General features: G+C 51.3%; 15 protein-coding genes. 8 read left to right on the top strand and 7 right to left on the bottom strand.

Annotated features, from left to right (window positions below; genetic code table 11):
• Window positions 1-40: 40 nt before the first annotated feature.
• Entirely contained in the window at window positions 41-1147 is a 1107-nt protein-coding gene (gene asd / locus GPJ68_RS01585; protein WP_016154818.1) for an aspartate-semialdehyde dehydrogenase, read from the bottom strand.
• A 191-nt stretch (window positions 1148-1338) separates the two neighbouring features.
• On the opposite strand from asd, the gene yhgN reads away from it, so the two are divergent.
• Both yhgN and GPJ68_RS01575 read left to right on the top strand, forming a co-directional pair.
• Window positions 1339-1932, top strand: a complete 594-nt coding sequence (yhgN, locus tag GPJ68_RS01580) for an NAAT family transporter YhgN (protein WP_003023480.1) — start codon at window positions 1339-1341, stop codon at window positions 1930-1932.
• A gap of 486 nt (window positions 1933-2418) precedes the next feature.
• Window positions 2419-2865 (top strand): hypothetical protein, encoded by a 447-nt coding sequence (locus GPJ68_RS01575; RefSeq protein WP_016157653.1) that lies wholly within the window; start codon window positions 2419-2421, stop codon window positions 2863-2865.
• Between the two features lie 94 nt (window positions 2866-2959).
• On the opposite strand, the gene gntU is transcribed toward GPJ68_RS01575, so the two are convergent.
• From gntU to GPJ68_RS01550, 5 genes are all read right to left on the bottom strand, one after another.
• Complete coding sequence (gntU, locus tag GPJ68_RS01570; protein WP_016154820.1) at window positions 2960-4300, bottom strand: gluconate transporter; 1341 nt, start codon at window positions 4298-4300, stop codon at window positions 2960-2962.
• Entirely contained in the window at window positions 4300-4830 is a 531-nt protein-coding gene (gene gntK, locus GPJ68_RS01565) for a gluconokinase (protein WP_003023475.1), read from the bottom strand. Before gntK ends, gntU begins: the two co-directional genes overlap by 1 nt.
• A gap of 141 nt (window positions 4831-4971) precedes the next feature.
• Window positions 4972-5967: a gluconate operon transcriptional repressor GntR gene (gene gntR, locus GPJ68_RS01560; protein ID WP_016157654.1), complete on the bottom strand. Its 996-nt coding sequence runs from the start codon at window positions 5965-5967 to the stop codon at window positions 4972-4974.
• A 223-nt stretch (window positions 5968-6190) separates the two neighbouring features.
• The gene (yhhW, locus tag GPJ68_RS01555; protein ID WP_003023472.1) at window positions 6191-6886 is read right to left on the bottom strand and encodes a quercetin 2,3-dioxygenase; all 696 of its coding nucleotides are present in this window, start codon (window positions 6884-6886) and stop codon (window positions 6191-6193) included.
• Window positions 6887-7009: 123 nt separating this feature from the next.
• Window positions 7010-8047 (bottom strand): oxidoreductase, encoded by a 1038-nt coding sequence (locus GPJ68_RS01550; RefSeq protein ID WP_016157655.1) that lies wholly within the window; start codon window positions 8045-8047, stop codon window positions 7010-7012.
• A 456-nt stretch (window positions 8048-8503) separates the two neighbouring features.
• Here GPJ68_RS01550 and yhhY point away from each other — a divergent pair, with 456 nt between their 5' ends.
• The 6 genes from yhhY (at window position 8504) to GPJ68_RS01520 (ending at window position 14289) form a co-directional block, all read left to right on the top strand.
• Entirely contained in the window at window positions 8504-8992 is a 489-nt protein-coding gene (yhhY, locus tag GPJ68_RS01545; protein ID WP_019078130.1) for an N-acetyltransferase, read from the top strand.
• A 46-nt stretch (window positions 8993-9038) separates the two neighbouring features.
• The gene (locus tag GPJ68_RS01540; RefSeq protein ID WP_104652125.1) at window positions 9039-9923 is read left to right on the top strand and encodes a hypothetical protein; all 885 of its coding nucleotides are present in this window, start codon (window positions 9039-9041) and stop codon (window positions 9921-9923) included.
• 318 nt (window positions 9924-10241) lie between these two features.
• Window positions 10242-11456, top strand: coding sequence for a PfkB family carbohydrate kinase (locus GPJ68_RS01535; protein ID WP_104652127.1), 1215 nt, complete (start codon window positions 10242-10244; stop codon window positions 11454-11456).
• Window positions 11457-11471: 15 nt separating this feature from the next.
• On the top strand, window positions 11472-12233 hold the full coding sequence (locus GPJ68_RS01530; protein ID WP_049283109.1) for a glutamine amidotransferase: 762 nt from the start codon (window positions 11472-11474) through the stop codon (window positions 12231-12233).
• 53 nt (window positions 12234-12286) lie between these two features.
• Window positions 12287-13258, top strand: coding sequence for a DMT family transporter (locus GPJ68_RS01525; protein WP_049283110.1), 972 nt, complete (start codon window positions 12287-12289; stop codon window positions 13256-13258).
• On the top strand, window positions 13255-14289 hold the full coding sequence (locus tag GPJ68_RS01520; protein ID WP_104652128.1) for a phosphotriesterase: 1035 nt from the start codon (window positions 13255-13257) through the stop codon (window positions 14287-14289). Before GPJ68_RS01525 ends, GPJ68_RS01520 begins: the two co-directional genes overlap by 4 nt.
• Window positions 14290-14333: 44 nt before the next feature.
• Here the strand turns inward: GPJ68_RS01520 and ggt are convergent, their stop codons facing one another.
• A complete protein-coding gene (ggt, locus tag GPJ68_RS01515) occupies window positions 14334-16079 on the bottom strand; it encodes a gamma-glutamyltransferase (RefSeq protein WP_104652129.1) in 1746 nt (581 codons plus the stop codon).
• Between the last annotated feature and the right edge of the window lie 3 nt (window positions 16080-16082).

Here is a 16082-nt window from a genome sequence, read left to right as displayed (position 1 = left end):
TGTAGGCCTGATAAACGTGGCGTCATCAGGCCGTCCCACATTACGCCAACTGACGCAGCATACGGCGCAATGGCTCTGCAGCACCCCACAGCAACTGGTCGCCCACGGTAAAGGCTGACAGGAACTCCGGTCCCATATTCAGCTTACGCAGACGGCCTACTGGCGTGGTCAGCGTGCCGGTAACGGCCGCCGGGGTTAACTCACGCATGGTGATATCCCGATCGTTTGGCACGACTTTGGCCCACGGATTGTGCGCTGCCAGCAGTTCTTCCACGGTCGGAATAGACACATCTTTTTTCAGTTTAATGGTGAACGCCTGGCTGTGGCAGCGCAGCGCACCGACGCGCACGCACAGACCATCAACCGGGATCACGGAAGAGGTGTTAAGAATTTTGTTGGTTTCAGCCTGTCCCTTCCACTCTTCGCGGCTCTGACCGTTATCAAGTTGTTTGTCGATCCACGGAATCAGGCTACCGGCCAGCGGTACGCCAAAGTTATCAACCGGCAGTTCACCGCTGCGGGACAGGGTCGTCACTTTACGTTCGATATCGAGAATAGCAGAGGAAGGGGTTGCCAGTTCATCGGCCACATGGCCATACAGATGCCCCATCTGGGACAGCAGTTCGCGCATATGGCGCGCGCCGCCGCCGGAGGCCGCCTGATAGGTCGCCACAGAAACCCAGTCAACCAGGTCATTGGCAAACAGGCCACCGAGGGACATCAGCATCAGGCTAACGGTACAGTTACCGCCGACAAAGGTCTTAATACCTTTGTTCAGGCCGTCAGTGATGACATCCTGGTTAACCGGATCGAGAATGATGATGGCATCGTCTTTCATACGCAGCGAAGAGGCCGCGTCAATCCAGTAACCCTGCCAACCGCTTTCACGAAGCTTTGGATAGATTTCGTTGGTATAATCGCCGCCCTGACAGGTCACGATGATATCGAGCGCCTTCAGCGCATCCAGATCAAAAGCGTCCTGAAGCGTGCCGGTCGTGGTTCCACCGAATGTCGGTGCCGCCTGCCCGAGCTGGGAAGTAGAAAAGAAAACAGGGCGAATGGCGTCGAAGTCACGCTCCTCAACCATGCGTTGCATGAGAACAGAGCCGACCATACCGCGCCAGCCGATAAAACCAACATTTTTCATAGCGTTTTTTTCCTGCAGAGATGTGTGCTGTGTATGCTAACCAGTATCCTACTGGCCTATCCTTCACCATACAAAAAGCAGCCAAAGTCGCAAGTGAAATTAATCAATGATAGCGAAGCCATCAGTAATGCGACTTATCCCGCTGCGCAAGCAAGCAGAAAGTCCGCGGTAATAGTAAGGGAATTTGAGTTATGAATGAAATCATTTCAGCGGCAGTTTTATTGATCCTTATTATGGACCCGCTCGGAAATCTGCCCATTTTCATGTCCGTATTGAAACATACCGAACCAAAACGCCGCCGCGCGATTATGATTCGCGAGCTGTTCATTGCGCTGTTGGTGATGCTGATATTCCTGTTTGCTGGCGAGAAAATACTGGCATTTCTTAACCTGCGCGCGGAAACCGTTTCGATCTCCGGGGGCATCATTTTGTTCCTGATCGCCATTAAGATGATTTTCCCCAGCGCCACCGGGAATAGCACCGGGCTTCCGGCAGGCGAAGAGCCGTTTATCGTGCCACTGGCGATCCCGCTGGTAGCGGGTCCAACAATCCTGGCTTCATTAATGCTGTTATCACATCAGTATCCGAACCAGATGGGGCATCTGGTGATTGCGCTGCTGATCGCCTGGGGTGGTACTTTTGTGATTTTGCTGCAGTCTTCGCTGTTTTTACGCCTGCTGGGCGAGAAAGGGGTTAACGCACTGGAGCGCCTGATGGGGCTGATTCTGGTGATGATGGCTACCCAGATGTTCCTCGACGGCGTAAGGATGTGGATGAAGGGGTAATCTCTACTTTTTGGCTCAGATAGCATGTTACCCGGAGAACAGTTCCGTTCACGTTATGCTCATTACTTCTCTGAGATCTCGTCACCAGTGAACGTGTTAAGGGGGCTACGCAACCCCCTTAACAATCCTGGCTCTCCGGCACCGCTGTAATTTCAGGTATTCCTTACGCTTTTAACTCGCTGAAAAAACGTATTTTCATTTCTGCGAGGTGCCTTCCGGAATGCCCTCTTGTCAGCATCGCGGATTGGCATTATCTTCTCGCTGCACCTGCAAAATCAGGTGCCAGGATTGGTCCCCTGATTACCTCATTCGCGATAAAATTCACTTTTGTCGTGCGACCAGCTACACCTCAATGGTGGGCTGGACGGTGGCGTCGTAAGACGCGCCGGTATCCAATGAGGCCGGTAGGACCAACTCCGTTCAGCCCGCCACCAAAAGGTTGGTCCCTTAGGTGGCGGTAAAATTTGACTCATTGGAGGCTGCCCTATGGCGACTACCCCTCTCTTTTCACACTCTTTATTTACCCTGCCCTTTAGCCATGCCACGGATTTCACCGAACTGGCGGATAACTGCGAGCGTTTTGTCGAAGGGCTGGTGGAATGCCATGACCCGGTTGAAAAACTGGCGATTTGTGCACGTCTGTCGGCCTGTCTCGCGTTATTGCAACCGACCTTAACGGAGCCTGTACCGCAGCATCTGCAAGCGAGCCTGACGGTAGAAACATTCCCGACCCGTTTTCCCCTTTTCGAGCCGGAACCAGACCAGATGGGGCGCTACTGTCAGTTATTAACGCACCTGCTGATGAGTAAAACGCTGTCTGACGAGATGGAACGAGTGGCAGGTGACTTACTGCAGGATCTGGTGGGCTATTTCGCCGATACGCTAAAAGCGCCGCGCTGGCTGAAAACAGAAGAAGGGCTGGTCGTGCTATAAAAAAGCCGGGTAGCGCTTGCGCTTACCCGGCCTACGGTGTGGATGTGTGCTCGTTTCCAGGCCCGGTAAGCGCAAGCGCCACCGGGCAATGCCATCAGCTCAACAGCTGAAAGGCAATCATACCGACAATCGCACCGACCGTGCCGAGAATGGTTTCCATCATCGTCCAGGTCTTCAGGGTTTGCGCTTCGGTCGCACCGGTAAATTTACCGAACAACCAGAAACCGGCGTCGTTAACGTGGCTGACCACGATAGAGCCGCCCGCGATACAGATAGACAGTGCCGCCATCTGGGCACCGGAGTAGTTCAGTTGCTCAATCACCGGCATCACCAGACCAACCGCCGTTAAGCAGGCCACAGTCGCGGAACCCTGAATGATACGCACCGCCGCCGCCAGCACGAAGCAGGTGATGGCAATCGGCAGGCCCATACCGGTTAACGCTTCGCCCAGCGCCGGACCGACGCCAGAATCAACCAGAACCTGTTTGAACACACCGCCCGCACCAATCACCAGCAGAATAATCCCCGCCGGCTGCAGCGCATGGCCACAGATCTCCATCACGCGGTCTTTTGGCATGCCCTGGCGCACCGCCAGACCGTAAATCGCCACCAGACAGGCAACCAGAATCGCGGTAAACGGGTGACCGATAAACTCGAACCATTCATAGGTTGTAGAACCGACCGGAACAAAGCGTGCGGCGATAGTTTTCAGTCCCACCAGCACCAGCGGCAGCAGGATAAGCGATAAGCTGAAGCCAAAGGATGGCATTTTGCCTTCGCCCAAATGCGGCTCGGAAATATCTTCCGGTACGTGCAGCTCGACGTAACGGCTGATGAAATTCCCCCACAGCGGCCCGGCGATAATCATGCCCGGAATCGCGGCACACAGGCCAATCAGGATCATCCAGCCAAAGTCGGCGTGCATCTGAGAGGCCAGCAGCATCGGCGCAGGCCCAGGCAGCAGGAATGCCGCAGCAGCCGCTACGCCCGCAAACAGCGGGATCACAAGCTTAACCAGGTTCGTCCCCGTATGGCGCGCCATTGAGAATGCCACGCTAATCAGCAGCACAATCGCCACCTCAAAGAATAGCGGCAGCGCGCAAATCAGACCGGCCAGGCCAATCGCATAATGTGCGCGGCTGTGACCGAAGGATTTCAGCATTTTGACGGCAATCTGATCGACAGCGCCGGTCTCATGCAAAATCTTGCCGAACATCGCCCCCAGCGCCACAACAATCGCCAGGAAACCGAGCGTGCCTCCCATCCCTTTTTCCATGGTCGCCGCGATTTTATCGAGCGGCATACCGGAAAAGAGACCTGCACCAATGGATACCACCATCAAAGCAACGAAGGCGTGCATACGCGCCTTCATCACTAAAAACAGCAGTAATAAAACGGACCCTACTGCTGTTAAAACAAGCGTTAATGTACTCACTACTTACTGCCCTGGTTAATAACCTCAATGGTGCTGGCGACCACACCGTCCAGTGGTTGATCGATATCGACCACCAGTACATCGTTTTCATTCGCACCCGGTTCTTCCAGCGCTTCAAACTGGGTCACCAGCATCTGCGTTTTGAAGAAGTGACCTTTACGCGCTTTCAGGCGGCTTTCGATAACGTCAAAATCCCCTTTCAGATAGATGAAAGAGAGGTTCGGGTTACCGTCGCGTAGCTGGTCGCGATAGACTTTTTTCAGGGCGGAACAGACGATCAGCGAAACCTTGTTGGTACGCTGCATCGCAAAGGCGGCGTCATTCAACGCCTGTAACCACGGTTTGCGGTCGTCATCGTTGAGTGGCTCACCAGAAGCCATTTTCATGATGTTGCTGCGCGGATGGAGAAAATCGCCATCAAGAAACGCGGCCTGCAGTTGATGCGCCACTTCGCTGGCGACAGCAGATTTACCGCTGCCCGATACGCCCATCAGAACGTAAACGTGGTGATCATGATTAGTCGTGCTCAAAGCGTTGCCCCCACTGGTACAAGAATCAGGAAATTGTTACGGGTAACTGTTATCGGTAACATTGTCCAGCCGGATAAATAGAGAAGCAATATCCATTCGTGCTCGAAGTGTATAAGTGTGAGCTACTTCAAACTTGTTGGCTTAAATAGATCCGCCCGGTGACAAGGTGAAACCTAAATCTAACATTTTAGGTGTAACGGCTTCACCGCGGATGCGCGCCAGCAGACGTTCTGCGCCAATGCTGCCCATGCGTTCACGCGGCGTGAGCACGCTCGCCAGACGCGGCTCCATCACCTGCCCGATGTCGTGACCGTGGAATCCGGCAATCGCCATGTCATCAGGGATTTTCAGCCCTAAACGCTGGCATTCGAAGGCCGCCCCTACCGCCAGGTCATCGTTGGTACAAAAGACACCATCGAGCTGCGGGTATTCACGCCGCGCCTGACGGATAAGTTCAATACCGGAGGAGTAGGAAGAGGACTGCTCCACCATCACGCTGTACGGCACCAGGTCGGCATCGCGCATTGCCTGCTCGTAGCCTCTCTGTTTGATGATAGTACGTTCATCAAGGCGTGCGCCAAGATAGGCAACATGACGGTGCCCGCGGGCGATGATAGCGGCTGTCATCTGACGCGCGGCTTCGAAGTTGTCGAAGCCCACGGCAATATCAAGGCATGGGGACTGGCTGTCCATCAGCTCAACCACCGGGATACCGGCAACCTCAATCATTTTCAGCGTACGGGGCGTATGGCTACGTTCGGTGAGGATCAGGCCATCAATATTCCACGACAGCATCGATTCCAGACGCTCTTGTTCCATCTCAGGCTTATAGCCGTAGTGCGCCAGCATGGTTTGATAACCATGAGCGTCAGTGACAGCCTCAATGCCGCGTAGCACTTCAGCAAAAACCTGGTTAGTAAGAGACGGTAACAGCACGCCGATAGCGCGGCTGGTGGCGTTAGAAAGGATATCAGGAGCGCGATTGGGAATATAACCCAGCTCATCAAGTGCAGCGGCAATTTTGCCCCGCAGCGCCACGGAGACCTGCTCCGGGTTACGCAAAAAGCGGCTGACCGTCATTTTGGTTACGCCCACGCGGTCGGCTACATCCTGAAGTACGGGTCTTTTCTTTTTCATCGTCCTGAAGCGTTAAAAAGGGATAGATTCCCCCAGTTTACCACGGACGTGCGTGAACCTTCGCAGAGAAAAAAAGGAGTTTTTTATTGTGAGAAATACACAAAATCATTCGAGTTGCATCAAGGCGGCGACGCAGTAAATCCCCGGGAGCGTACATTAAGTACGCGACCGGGGTGAGCGAGGAAAGCCAACACAGATGCAGCTTGAAGGATGCCGTGTATTTTTATACTGGCGGCAGATCAAACAACAACACTTCGCTGTCGCTGTCGGCATGAATAGAAATGGCCTGTTCATCCCAGATTGCCAGACCATCGCTGGTGGTCGCTTTGGTCCCGTTAATTGTCACGTTACCTTTTACTACCTGGATCCAGACGCGGCGTTCAGCGGCAATCTGATGCACCGACTGCTCATCTTTGACCAGTGCCCAACGGTAAAGCTCCATATCCTGGTACACTTTCAGCGAACCATCACGGGCATCCGGCGACAGCACCAGTTGTTTACCCTGAGCGGCATCAAAACGGCGCTGCTCATAGCGTGGGGTAATACCGTTTTCCTGCGGCATGATCCAAATCTGATACAGATGCAGCTTCTCTGTATTGCTAGGGTTGTACTCCGAGTGACGGATCCCCGTCCCGGCGCTCATTATCTGGAACTCACCGGCCGGAACCTGCTCTTTGTTCCCCATGCTGTCCTGATGTTCCACCGCGCCTTCCAGCACGTAAGTCAGGATTTCCATGTCTTTATGGGGGTGAGTGCCAAAGCCCTGACCTGCGTCGATCACGTCATCGTTAATCACGCGCAGTGCCGAGAACCCCATAAAGTTTGGGTCATAGTAGTTGGCAAAAGAGAAGGTATGCCAGGAATCGAGCCAGCCATGATTAGCGTGGCCACGGTCATTAGCTTTGCGTAAGTAGATCATTGTGTTCACCCCCAGATGTTTTCGATGGAGTAAGTGTGGACTCAATCCGCCGGGGATCATAGAGGGTGAAAATTGACTCCTCTGTTCAAAAAAAATGAACAAGCCCAGAGGAGTCTGCGCAGGCTATTTGGCGAGAGTTATCGTCGCCGGAGAAGCCTGTTCAAAGGCGCGTTCGAGGAGTTCCAGATTGGTAAGAACTTCAGATTCCTTGACGTAATTAGGCGTACCGGCTGTTAGCGTCTGGTAAAGCGCATCATAGACGCGACCGTAATCCCCCACTTCCGGCTGCACCTCTTCTTTTACCGTCAGGCCGTCATCATTGACGTACTCCAGCATCCCAATGGAATCGTCAGCAGCGAAACCTGGCTCACCTGGCATGATATTGGCCTTCAGGCTGGTTTCCTGCTGGTCGATGCCGTACTTCACAAACGAGCCTTTGGTACCGTGAACGATAAACTTCGGATAGTCGATTTTCACCAAGTGACTGGTTTTAACAATGGCTTTCAGAGAGCCGTAGAACAGCTGTGCTTCAAAGGTATCGTCCGGGTTCGCTTTGTTGCGCAGGCTGCGGATGTCATAGGCCACGCAATCGGGACGACCGAACAGCGAGATAATCTGATCCATGGTGTGTACGCCCAGACCATAGAATGCGCCGTCCTGCGGCAGTCCCGGCTTGGTTTCCGCCACGGGGCGGTAGTAATCGAAATGGCTTTCAACCTCAACAATTTCACCGAGCTTGCCGCTCTCAATCGCTTTTTTAGCGGTGAGGAAGCAGGAATCAAAACGACGGTTCTGATATGGCGTAACGGTCAGCCCTTTGCTTTGCGCCAGTTCGAACAGTGCTTTTGCTTGCGCAAGCGTCGGCGTGAAGGGTTTCTCAACCAACACGTTTTTACCCGCTTCCAGCGCGCGTTTGGCGTATTCAAAATGGCTGTCAGCATGGGTACAGACGATCACCAGCTTCACCTGCGGATCGTTTAAGATCTCGTCAAGGTCACTGGTGAAGTGAATATGTGAATATTGTGGCGCCTGCTCTTCCGGCTTGGCGTGGCGGCGAAAAATGTGCGCGACATGCCAGCTATTTTTGCGGTTGAGGACGTACGGCAAATGGTAGCGAGTGGTGCTTTTACCAAAACCAATAAATGCGCAGTGTAAGGTCATGAGACGATCCTTTCGAAGGTGATTGTCTACACCATAGCGCAAAGCGGCTGGAGACTGAATGTTGGATTCTTTGCCGGATGGCGCTTGAACTGCACCACAGGGCGACAGGATCGGCCGTCGGCGTCGCAGGCAGTTTGTTCACGGCAAGCGCGCAGGGCCCGGAGCGTACTATATGTACGTGAGGAGCACGAGCACTTCCCGGGGACGAAATGGCAAGTAAGCCAGGCAGACACAAAACCTCAAAAAAAAAGCCAGCAAAAGCTGGCTAAAGTAATACTGGAAGCAATGTGAGCAATGTCGTGCTTTCAGGTTCTCCGTAGGGGTTCCCCTGAACGCAGAGCAATAATAATCATTCTCATTCGCACTTGTCTACTTCTTTTTGCAAAAAAATGCAGTTGACGGAATTTTCTTTCTCAGCGAGTGTAAATACACAATTAACCCTGCTGGAGATAAGGAATGAGTGAGATAGTGATACGCCACGCTGAACCGAAAGATTACGACGCAATTCGTCAGATCCACGCCCAGCCGGAGGTGTACCACAACACGCTACAGGTTCCTCATCCTTCCCTCGAGATGTGGCAAGCGAGGCTAACCGAGCAAGCCGGGGTCAAACAACTGGTTGCCTGTATTGACGATATCGTCGTGGGGCATCTCTGTATTGAGGTCGCGCAACGCCCGCGTCGCAGCCACGTGGCTGATTTTGGTATCTGCGTGGATGCACGGTGGCACAATCGCGGCGTTGCCAGCGCGTTGATTCGCACGATGATCGACATGTGCGACAACTGGCTGCGCGTCGAGCGTATTGAGCTAACGGTATTTGTTGATAATGAGCCGGCCGTGGCGGTGTATAAGAAATACGGCTTTGAAATCGAAGGCACAGGTAAGAAATACGGCCTGCGCAACGGTGAATACGTTGATGCCTACTTTATGGCGCGCGTGAAATAAAATTAAGGGCGAGTCTTATCGCCCTTCTTATTGAAAGGACGCAAGAGTGAAAAAGTACCTTCCCCTGGTGTTGCTGGCAGCACTCTCCCCTGCTTTCGCCATTACCGTACAAAATCTCGATTCCGTGCCCAGCGCCATTCAACACCCGGAAGGTAAACAGATTTTTGCTGAGCAAATGGCGGGAGCAACCCCAGCCAAAGGATTTGGCGAGCTTCCACAGGGATTATCTGAGAACGCGTGGATTGCCTGGGTTGCGCCGAATGAAGATCCTGACAACCTGATCCTCACGGGTGCCAAAGCCTGGGGCAAAGACGGCAAATATATCGGTGTCGCCTGTTTCGCCGACAATCCGGCCGACGCCGGGCAGGCAAAGAAATACGCGGATAACAACTGTCCGGAAAACTACAGCAACGGGCGCGCCAATAAATTATATCTCGGCGTTTTTTCCTGGCAGAACCAACAGCTAACGCCGATTGCACGCTCGGAAAAACCATTAAACCAACTCTCTGAGTGGAATAAAACCGCCGAAAAAGAGAGCGATGATGAGTCCGTCAGACCGCTGGCCTATTATACAAAACTGGATCTGGCACCGTACCGGATCGCACCCGATACGCTGGCGTTTGGGGTGCGCGGTGGATACTCTGATGCGTATTCCGGCGGCGGCGCATTTTATGAAGTGCTGGAGCTCTATGCGATCAAAGACAACAGGATAATCAACGTGTATTCCGACCTTGTTTATCAATATACGGACATCGCCGGAGAGTGGAATAAAGACGGTACAAGACAGCACGACATCAGCGAAAGTAAATATATCCTCAAAATGCGTTCGGCAAAAACGCACGGGTTTTATGATTTAGAGCGCGTAAACCTGCAGGATAAAAGCAGCCAAATATTCCGCTGGTCTGAATCGCTGCAGCGATATGCGCCATAACCAACCAATAAGGCCGACATCGTTCTGAACGCTGTAGGCCATTATCCTTTATATCTCGCCGTTAAATTCAGGAGCGGAAGCGCTATCCGACCCTGGCATAGAGTTTTTGATTGCATTCCATCGTTTCCCCCGCCGTCATGTTCAGGCCTAACAACCACCTGAATTATATGGTTATTCACCTTTTTATCTTCATCGCTATTTTTCGTAACGTTAATAATATTACATTTTTGTTTTTTTTTGGTTTCTGCCATCACTTTATGGTGACAATCACAACAATATACTTCTCCTGGGACTAACTTAACCACGGTGAGGTAAAAAATGAAATTTGAACGCCATCATAGAATATTGAAAGAAATCAGTATTTCGGGAGTTGTAAAAGTTTCAAATCTGGCGAAAAGTCTCAAGGTAACAAAAGAAACCATTCGCTCAGATCTCAATGAACTTGCCGGACAGGGATATCTCACTCGCTGTCATGGTGGTGCATTTATTACCCTTGATTCTCTTGATAACGTTGCAAAAAACGAAATTGCTTATGTGCTGGAAAAATATGAATCAGCGCAGAAAATAAAAAAAGGTCTCTCTGCCATGAAAAATAATGTATGTGTTATTGGCTCGTTCAATGTTGATATTATCAGTTACCTACCGAGGCTACCCTCGACAGGAGAATCATTACTTGCCGATAAATTTATTTTTTCGCCAGGCGGTAAAGGATGTAATCAAGCATTAGCGGCAAGCTATGCCGATTCTGATGTGCATTTTATTACTAAAGTAGGGTCAGACCATTTTAGTGATTACGCCATTAATTTTATAAACTCATCAAAAATCCATAAAAGTGTAATCTACCAGACCAAAGAAACACAAACTGGTACAGCTACCATCATGGTGAATGGAGATACCGGGGATAACGTCATCGCTATCTATCCCGGTGCTAATATGACAATTTCACCTGATGAAATCACCATACAAAAAGAAGCCATTATTCATTCAGATATTGTTCTTGTACAACTGGAGACAAATTACGAGGCGCTTCAGCAAACAATTCGTCTCGCACAAAAAAATGACATACCGGTAATTATCAATCCAGCGCCATACAATGAAATGGTCAATACCATCATTGATGACATCGATTATATTACGCCAAATGAAACCGAAGCTGGTCTCCTGGCAAACATGTCCGTCAATGACATTGAGTCAGCCAAATGTGCAGCGAAGATTATTCATCAGAAAGGTGTAAAAAATACCATTATTACTTTAGGTAGCAAAGGATCTCTCGCTTATGACGGAACGCAATTCATCTATTCTCCGGCATTCCCGGCAGTTGTAAAAAACACCGCAGGAGCTGGCGACGCCTTCAATGGCGCACTCGCATCTGGCCTTGCTAAAGGAAAATCACTGGCATCCGCATTATGCTACGCCAGCGCATTCGCCTCGCTTGCTGTTGAAACACCCAATGCCTCTGACATGCCAGAAAACGAATCCGTTCTACATCGCATTCAGAGTTCACATTACAGACAAACTATCTCTACTCACTAAATCAAGGGGCAGACTATGAACAATACGCAGAAAAAACTAAAGGTGCTCTTTATTGGAGAATCCTGGCATATTCACATGATTCATTCAAAAGGTTATGACAGCTTTACCTCCAGTAAATATGAAGAAGGCGCTACATGGTTACTGGAATGCTTAAAGAAAGGTGGTGTGGAAATTGATTACATGCCTGCTCACACCGTACAAATCGCATTTCCAGAAAGCATTGATGAACTAAACCGTTATGATGTCATTGTCATTAGCGATATCGGCAGCAATACATTCCTGTTGCAAAACGAGACATTCTATCAGCTCAAAATAAAGCCAAATGCTCTGGAATCAATTAAAGAGTACGTCAAAAATGGTGGTGGTCTGCTTATGATTGGCGGCTATCTGTCATTTATGGGTATTGAGGCAAAGGCCAATTACAAGAACACCATTCTTGCCGAGGTCTTGCCAGTTATTATGCTTGACGGCGATGACCGAGTAGAAAAACCAGAGGGTATCTACGCTGAGGCTGTCTCGCCTGAACATCCTGTTGTGGACGGATTCTCAGACTACCCGATATTTCTTGGATATAACCAGGTTGTCGCCAGAGAAGATGCTGATGTCGTATTAACAATAAATAATGACCCTCTATTAGTTTTCGGTAAATACCAACAGGGTAAAACCGCCTGTTTTATGAGTGACTGTTCGCCGCACTGGGGAACTCAGCAATTCATGTCCTGGCCGTTTTATACCGACCTGTGGGTTAACACGCTTCAATTCATCGCCAGAAAATAAAAAACAATGGAGTAACGAAAGTTACTCCTTTTATAAAATATAAGGATTGATGTATGAACAAGAATAAGTACTCAACCCCCTTACTGATGCTTGCAACCATCTTAGCCGGTATGCTTTCCCCAATGCAGTCTGCCGTTAATGGGCAATTGGGACACTGGTTGCAGGATGGTAATGCTTGCGCAGTAATCTCTTTCGCCAGCGGTCTGGTCGTCATGTTTTTTATTATTATTGCGCGTAAAGAAACACGCCATCAATTCGCGTCGATCCCTACGCTGATTAAAAAGCGGAAAATCCCCTTGTGGAATTGGTTTGCCGGGTTATGCGGGGCGATGGTCGTATTTTCTGAAGGCGCATCAGCCAGCGCGTTAGGCGTTGCCACTTTTCAAACTGCATTAATTTCCGCCCTGCTCCTTTCCGGCCTGTTGTGCGACCGTTTTGGCGTCGGTGTGGATGAGAAGAAATATTTCACGCCATGGCGCGTTACTGGTGCATTGTTCGCTGTTATTGCCACGATTTTTGTCGTGTCGCCACAGTGGCACTCAACCTCGTTTATCCTGCTGGCTATCCTTCCATTTTTGGCAGGATTACTCGCTGGCTGGCAGCCTGCGGGGAATGCCAAAGTCGCCGAGGCAACGGGATCCATGCTGGTTTCCATTACCTGGAACTTCATCGTCGGCTTTTGTGTCCTGGGTGCAGCGCTGGCGATACGTGTCGCATTAGGGCATGTCACCGTCCAGTTACCCGATACGTGGTGGATGTATCTCGGTGGCCCGCTGGGTCTGCTGTCCATCGGGCTGATGGCGATTCTGGTCAGAGGCTTAGGACTATTAATGTTGGGTGTCGCCTCTACCGCGGGTCAGTTACTGGGATCGGTGTTGATTGATGAGTTAATCCCATCATTAGGCAATACGGTCTATCTGGTCACCATCATCGGTACATTATTCGCGTTAGTAGGTGCAATTGTTACCACCATCCCCGAATACAGAGCATCCAAAATGGCGAAAAAAATGGAGGTGTCAGGATGAAAGGCTTCCTGCAAACCGTAACGGGCCCAGTGGCACACTCAGAAATGGGTCTGACGCTACCGCATGAGCACCTGTTTAACGATTTGTCATCCGTTGTTGACGAGCCACATTATGCTTTTTCACAGCAGTTGGTGGGAAAGAAAGTCAGTGCTGACCTGCAGTGGGGACTGAAACACGACCCGTACTGCTGCGCCGATAACATGGACAGAAAAGAGATTGATGATGTCATCTTTGAAATCAATAACTTCATGTCACTGGGAGGCAGGACAATTGTCGACGCGACGGGTTCTGAATCTATTGGTCGGGACGCCACTTCATTGCGGGAAGTGGCATTAAAAACTGGTTTGAATATCGTTGCTTCATCAGGACCTTATCTGGAAAAGTTTGAAAGCGCCAGGATCCACAAACCTGTCGAGTTATTAGCCTCACTTATTGATAAGGAACTGAATCAGGGGATTGGCGAGACGGATATTCGCGCCGGTATGATCGGTGAAATTGGCGTATCACCCGCTTTTACCCAAGCTGAGCGCAACAGCCTGCGCGCGGCGTCTCTGGCACAACGTAATAATCCCCATACGGCAATGAATATCCATATGCCAGGGTGGCTGCGGCTGGGTGATGAGGTACTGGATATTGTCCTTGAAGAGATGAACGTCTCTCCGGCAAAAGTTTCGCTGGCGCACTCAGACCCTTCAGGAAAGGATGTTGCCTATCAACGTAAAATGCTTGACCGCGGCGTATGGCTTGAATTTGACATGATTGGTCTGGACATTACTTTCCCCAAAGAAGGTATCGCCCCAGGTGTTCAGGACACCGCAGATGCGGTAGCACATCTGATTGAACTGGGTTACGCCGACCAGATCGTATTAAGCCATGATGTTTTTCTCAAACAGATGTGGGCAAAAAATGGGGGGAATGGTTGGGGATTTGTCCCAAATGTTTTCCTCGCCTATCTGGCTGCCCGTGGCGTAGATAACGATACTCTTCGCAAGCTCTGTATTGATAATCCGGCGCGGTTACTCACGGCGTAACTAACATATAGCCCGGTGCCTGATGCCGGGCTATTAATCAACAATCAGTAACCCGCCGTTAAATCATCCACAGAACGCGGGTCGGACGCGCCATACAGTGCGCCATCCGGTCCAACCATAATGCTCTGCGTGCTGCCCATCGCTTCTTTCAGCGCCACTTTCTGTCCTTTTTGCTCCAGCAGCTTAATTGTATCCGGGCTGAAGCCCTTCTCGATGCGAAGCTCGTCCGGCAACCACTGATGATGGAAGCGTGGTGCGTTGGTCGCTTCGGCGACGTTCATCCCGAAATCAATGCTGTTGACCACCATTTGCAGCACAGTAGTGATAATTCGGCTCCCGCCTGGGCTGCCGGTAACCAGCCAGGTTTTCCCATCTTTTACCACGATAGTCGGCGACATAGATGACAGCGGACGCTTCTTCGGTCCGACCGCGTTGGCATCGCCGCCTACCAGACCGTATACGTTCGGTACGCCCGGCTTGGCAGAGAAGTCGTCCATTTCATTATTGAGCAGAATGCCAGTATTACCCGCCACAATACCGGTCCCGAAGGTGGTATTCAGGGTATAGGTCACCGCCACGGCATTGCCGTCTTTATCCACCACCGAGAAGTGAGTGGTCTGATTGCTTTCATACGGGGCGAGCTTGCCAGGTTTAATCTGGCTGGAAGGCTTAGCCTTGTTGATATCAATCTGATCGGCAAGCGTTTTAGCATAGGCTTTGTTGGTCAGAGCCTGCCATGGCACTTTCACAAAATCGGGATCGCCCAGATACTCCGAGCGGTCAGCGTAGGCATATTTCTCCGCTTCAGCCATGACCTGCATGGCGTCGGCGCTGCCAAACCCGTACTTCTTCATATCAAAGTTTTCAAGAATATTGAGGATCTGCACGATGTGAATACCGCCAGAGGACGGCGGCGGCATGGAGAAGACCTGATACCCGCGATAGTCACCGCTAATCGGCGTACGCTCCACGGCTTTATAGCTGGCTAAGTCCTCTTTGGTCATCATCCCACCGTTCTTCTGCATTTCCCCGGCGATCTGATCGGCAATAGCGCCTTTATAAAACGCATCAGGGCCGCTTTCGGCAATCATTTCCAGGCTTTTCGCCAGGTTCTTTTGCACCAGCTTATCGCCTTTTTTCAGCGGCTCACCGTCTTTCCAGAAAATGGCTTTGCTGTTCTCGTGATTAGGGAGCACTTCACTGCCATAGGTTTTCAGATCGTCGGCCAGTGCGTCATTAACCACAAAGCCCTCTTCCGCTAGCTTCATCGCCGGACGTACCACTTTGTTCAGCGGCATCGTGCCGTATTTCTCCAGCGCCAGCGAGAAACCCGCGACGGTACCTGGCGTACCGGATGCCAGATGCGAGGTCAGCGACTTTTTCGCATCGGCGTTGCCCTGCTCATCAAGGAACATGTCGCGGGTCGCGCCAGCAGGGGCCATTTCGCGAAAATCAATCGCTGTGGTGTTACCATCTTTGGTACGCAGCAGCATAAAACCGCCACCACCCAGATTGCCCGCCTGGGGATGCGTCACCGCCAGCGCGTAGCCAACGGCCACGGCGGCATCGACAGCATTCCCACCCTGTTTAAGAATATCCACCCCCACCTGAGTGGCAAGCGCATCCACGGAGGCCACCATCCCCTGCTGCGCACGCACGGGATGGAACACATCCTCCTCAACACCGTATGATACCGGCGGCGGTGCAGCCGGAGCGGCAGCAACGCTAAAACAACTTCCTGAGAGCAGAGCAGCAATGGCTACCCGGCGTAAAAACGTCGGTTTTATCATCGT

It is taken from the genome of Citrobacter sp. 172116965 (genome assembly GCF_013458095.1).
In the GTDB taxonomy this organism is placed as follows: domain Bacteria; phylum Pseudomonadota; class Gammaproteobacteria; order Enterobacterales; family Enterobacteriaceae; genus Citrobacter; species Citrobacter braakii.
The sequence above is the reverse complement of the archived record's forward strand: the minus strand, read 5'-3'. Positions and strand labels throughout refer to the sequence as shown.

Excerpts from the sequence above, each read along its gene's own strand:
- asd (WP_016154818.1), bottom strand. The coding sequence starts at position 1,147 with ATGAAAAATGTTGGTTTTATCGGCTGGCGCGGTATGGTCGGCTCTGTT.
- ggt (WP_104652129.1), bottom strand. The coding sequence starts at position 16,079 with ATGATAAAACCGACGTTTTTACGCCGGGTAGCCATTGCTGCTCTGCTC.
- GPJ68_RS01530 (WP_049283109.1), top strand. The coding sequence starts at position 11,472 with ATGAACAATACGCAGAAAAAACTAAAGGTGCTCTTTATTGGAGAATCC.
- GPJ68_RS01525 (WP_049283110.1), top strand. The coding sequence starts at position 12,287 with ATGAACAAGAATAAGTACTCAACCCCCTTACTGATGCTTGCAACCATC.
- GPJ68_RS01550 (WP_016157655.1), bottom strand. The coding sequence starts at position 8,047 with ATGACCTTACACTGCGCATTTATTGGTTTTGGTAAAAGCACCACTCGC.
- yhhY (WP_019078130.1), top strand. The coding sequence starts at position 8,504 with ATGAGTGAGATAGTGATACGCCACGCTGAACCGAAAGATTACGACGCA.
- yhgN (WP_003023480.1), top strand. The coding sequence starts at position 1,339 with ATGAATGAAATCATTTCAGCGGCAGTTTTATTGATCCTTATTATGGAC.
- GPJ68_RS01575 (WP_016157653.1), top strand. The coding sequence starts at position 2,419 with ATGGCGACTACCCCTCTCTTTTCACACTCTTTATTTACCCTGCCCTTT.
- GPJ68_RS01535 (WP_104652127.1), top strand. The coding sequence starts at position 10,242 with ATGAAATTTGAACGCCATCATAGAATATTGAAAGAAATCAGTATTTCG.
- GPJ68_RS01520 (WP_104652128.1), top strand. The coding sequence starts at position 13,255 with ATGAAAGGCTTCCTGCAAACCGTAACGGGCCCAGTGGCACACTCAGAA.
- gntR (WP_016157654.1), bottom strand. The coding sequence starts at position 5,967 with ATGAAAAAGAAAAGACCCGTACTTCAGGATGTAGCCGACCGCGTGGGC.
- yhhW (WP_003023472.1), bottom strand. The coding sequence starts at position 6,886 with ATGATCTACTTACGCAAAGCTAATGACCGTGGCCACGCTAATCATGGC.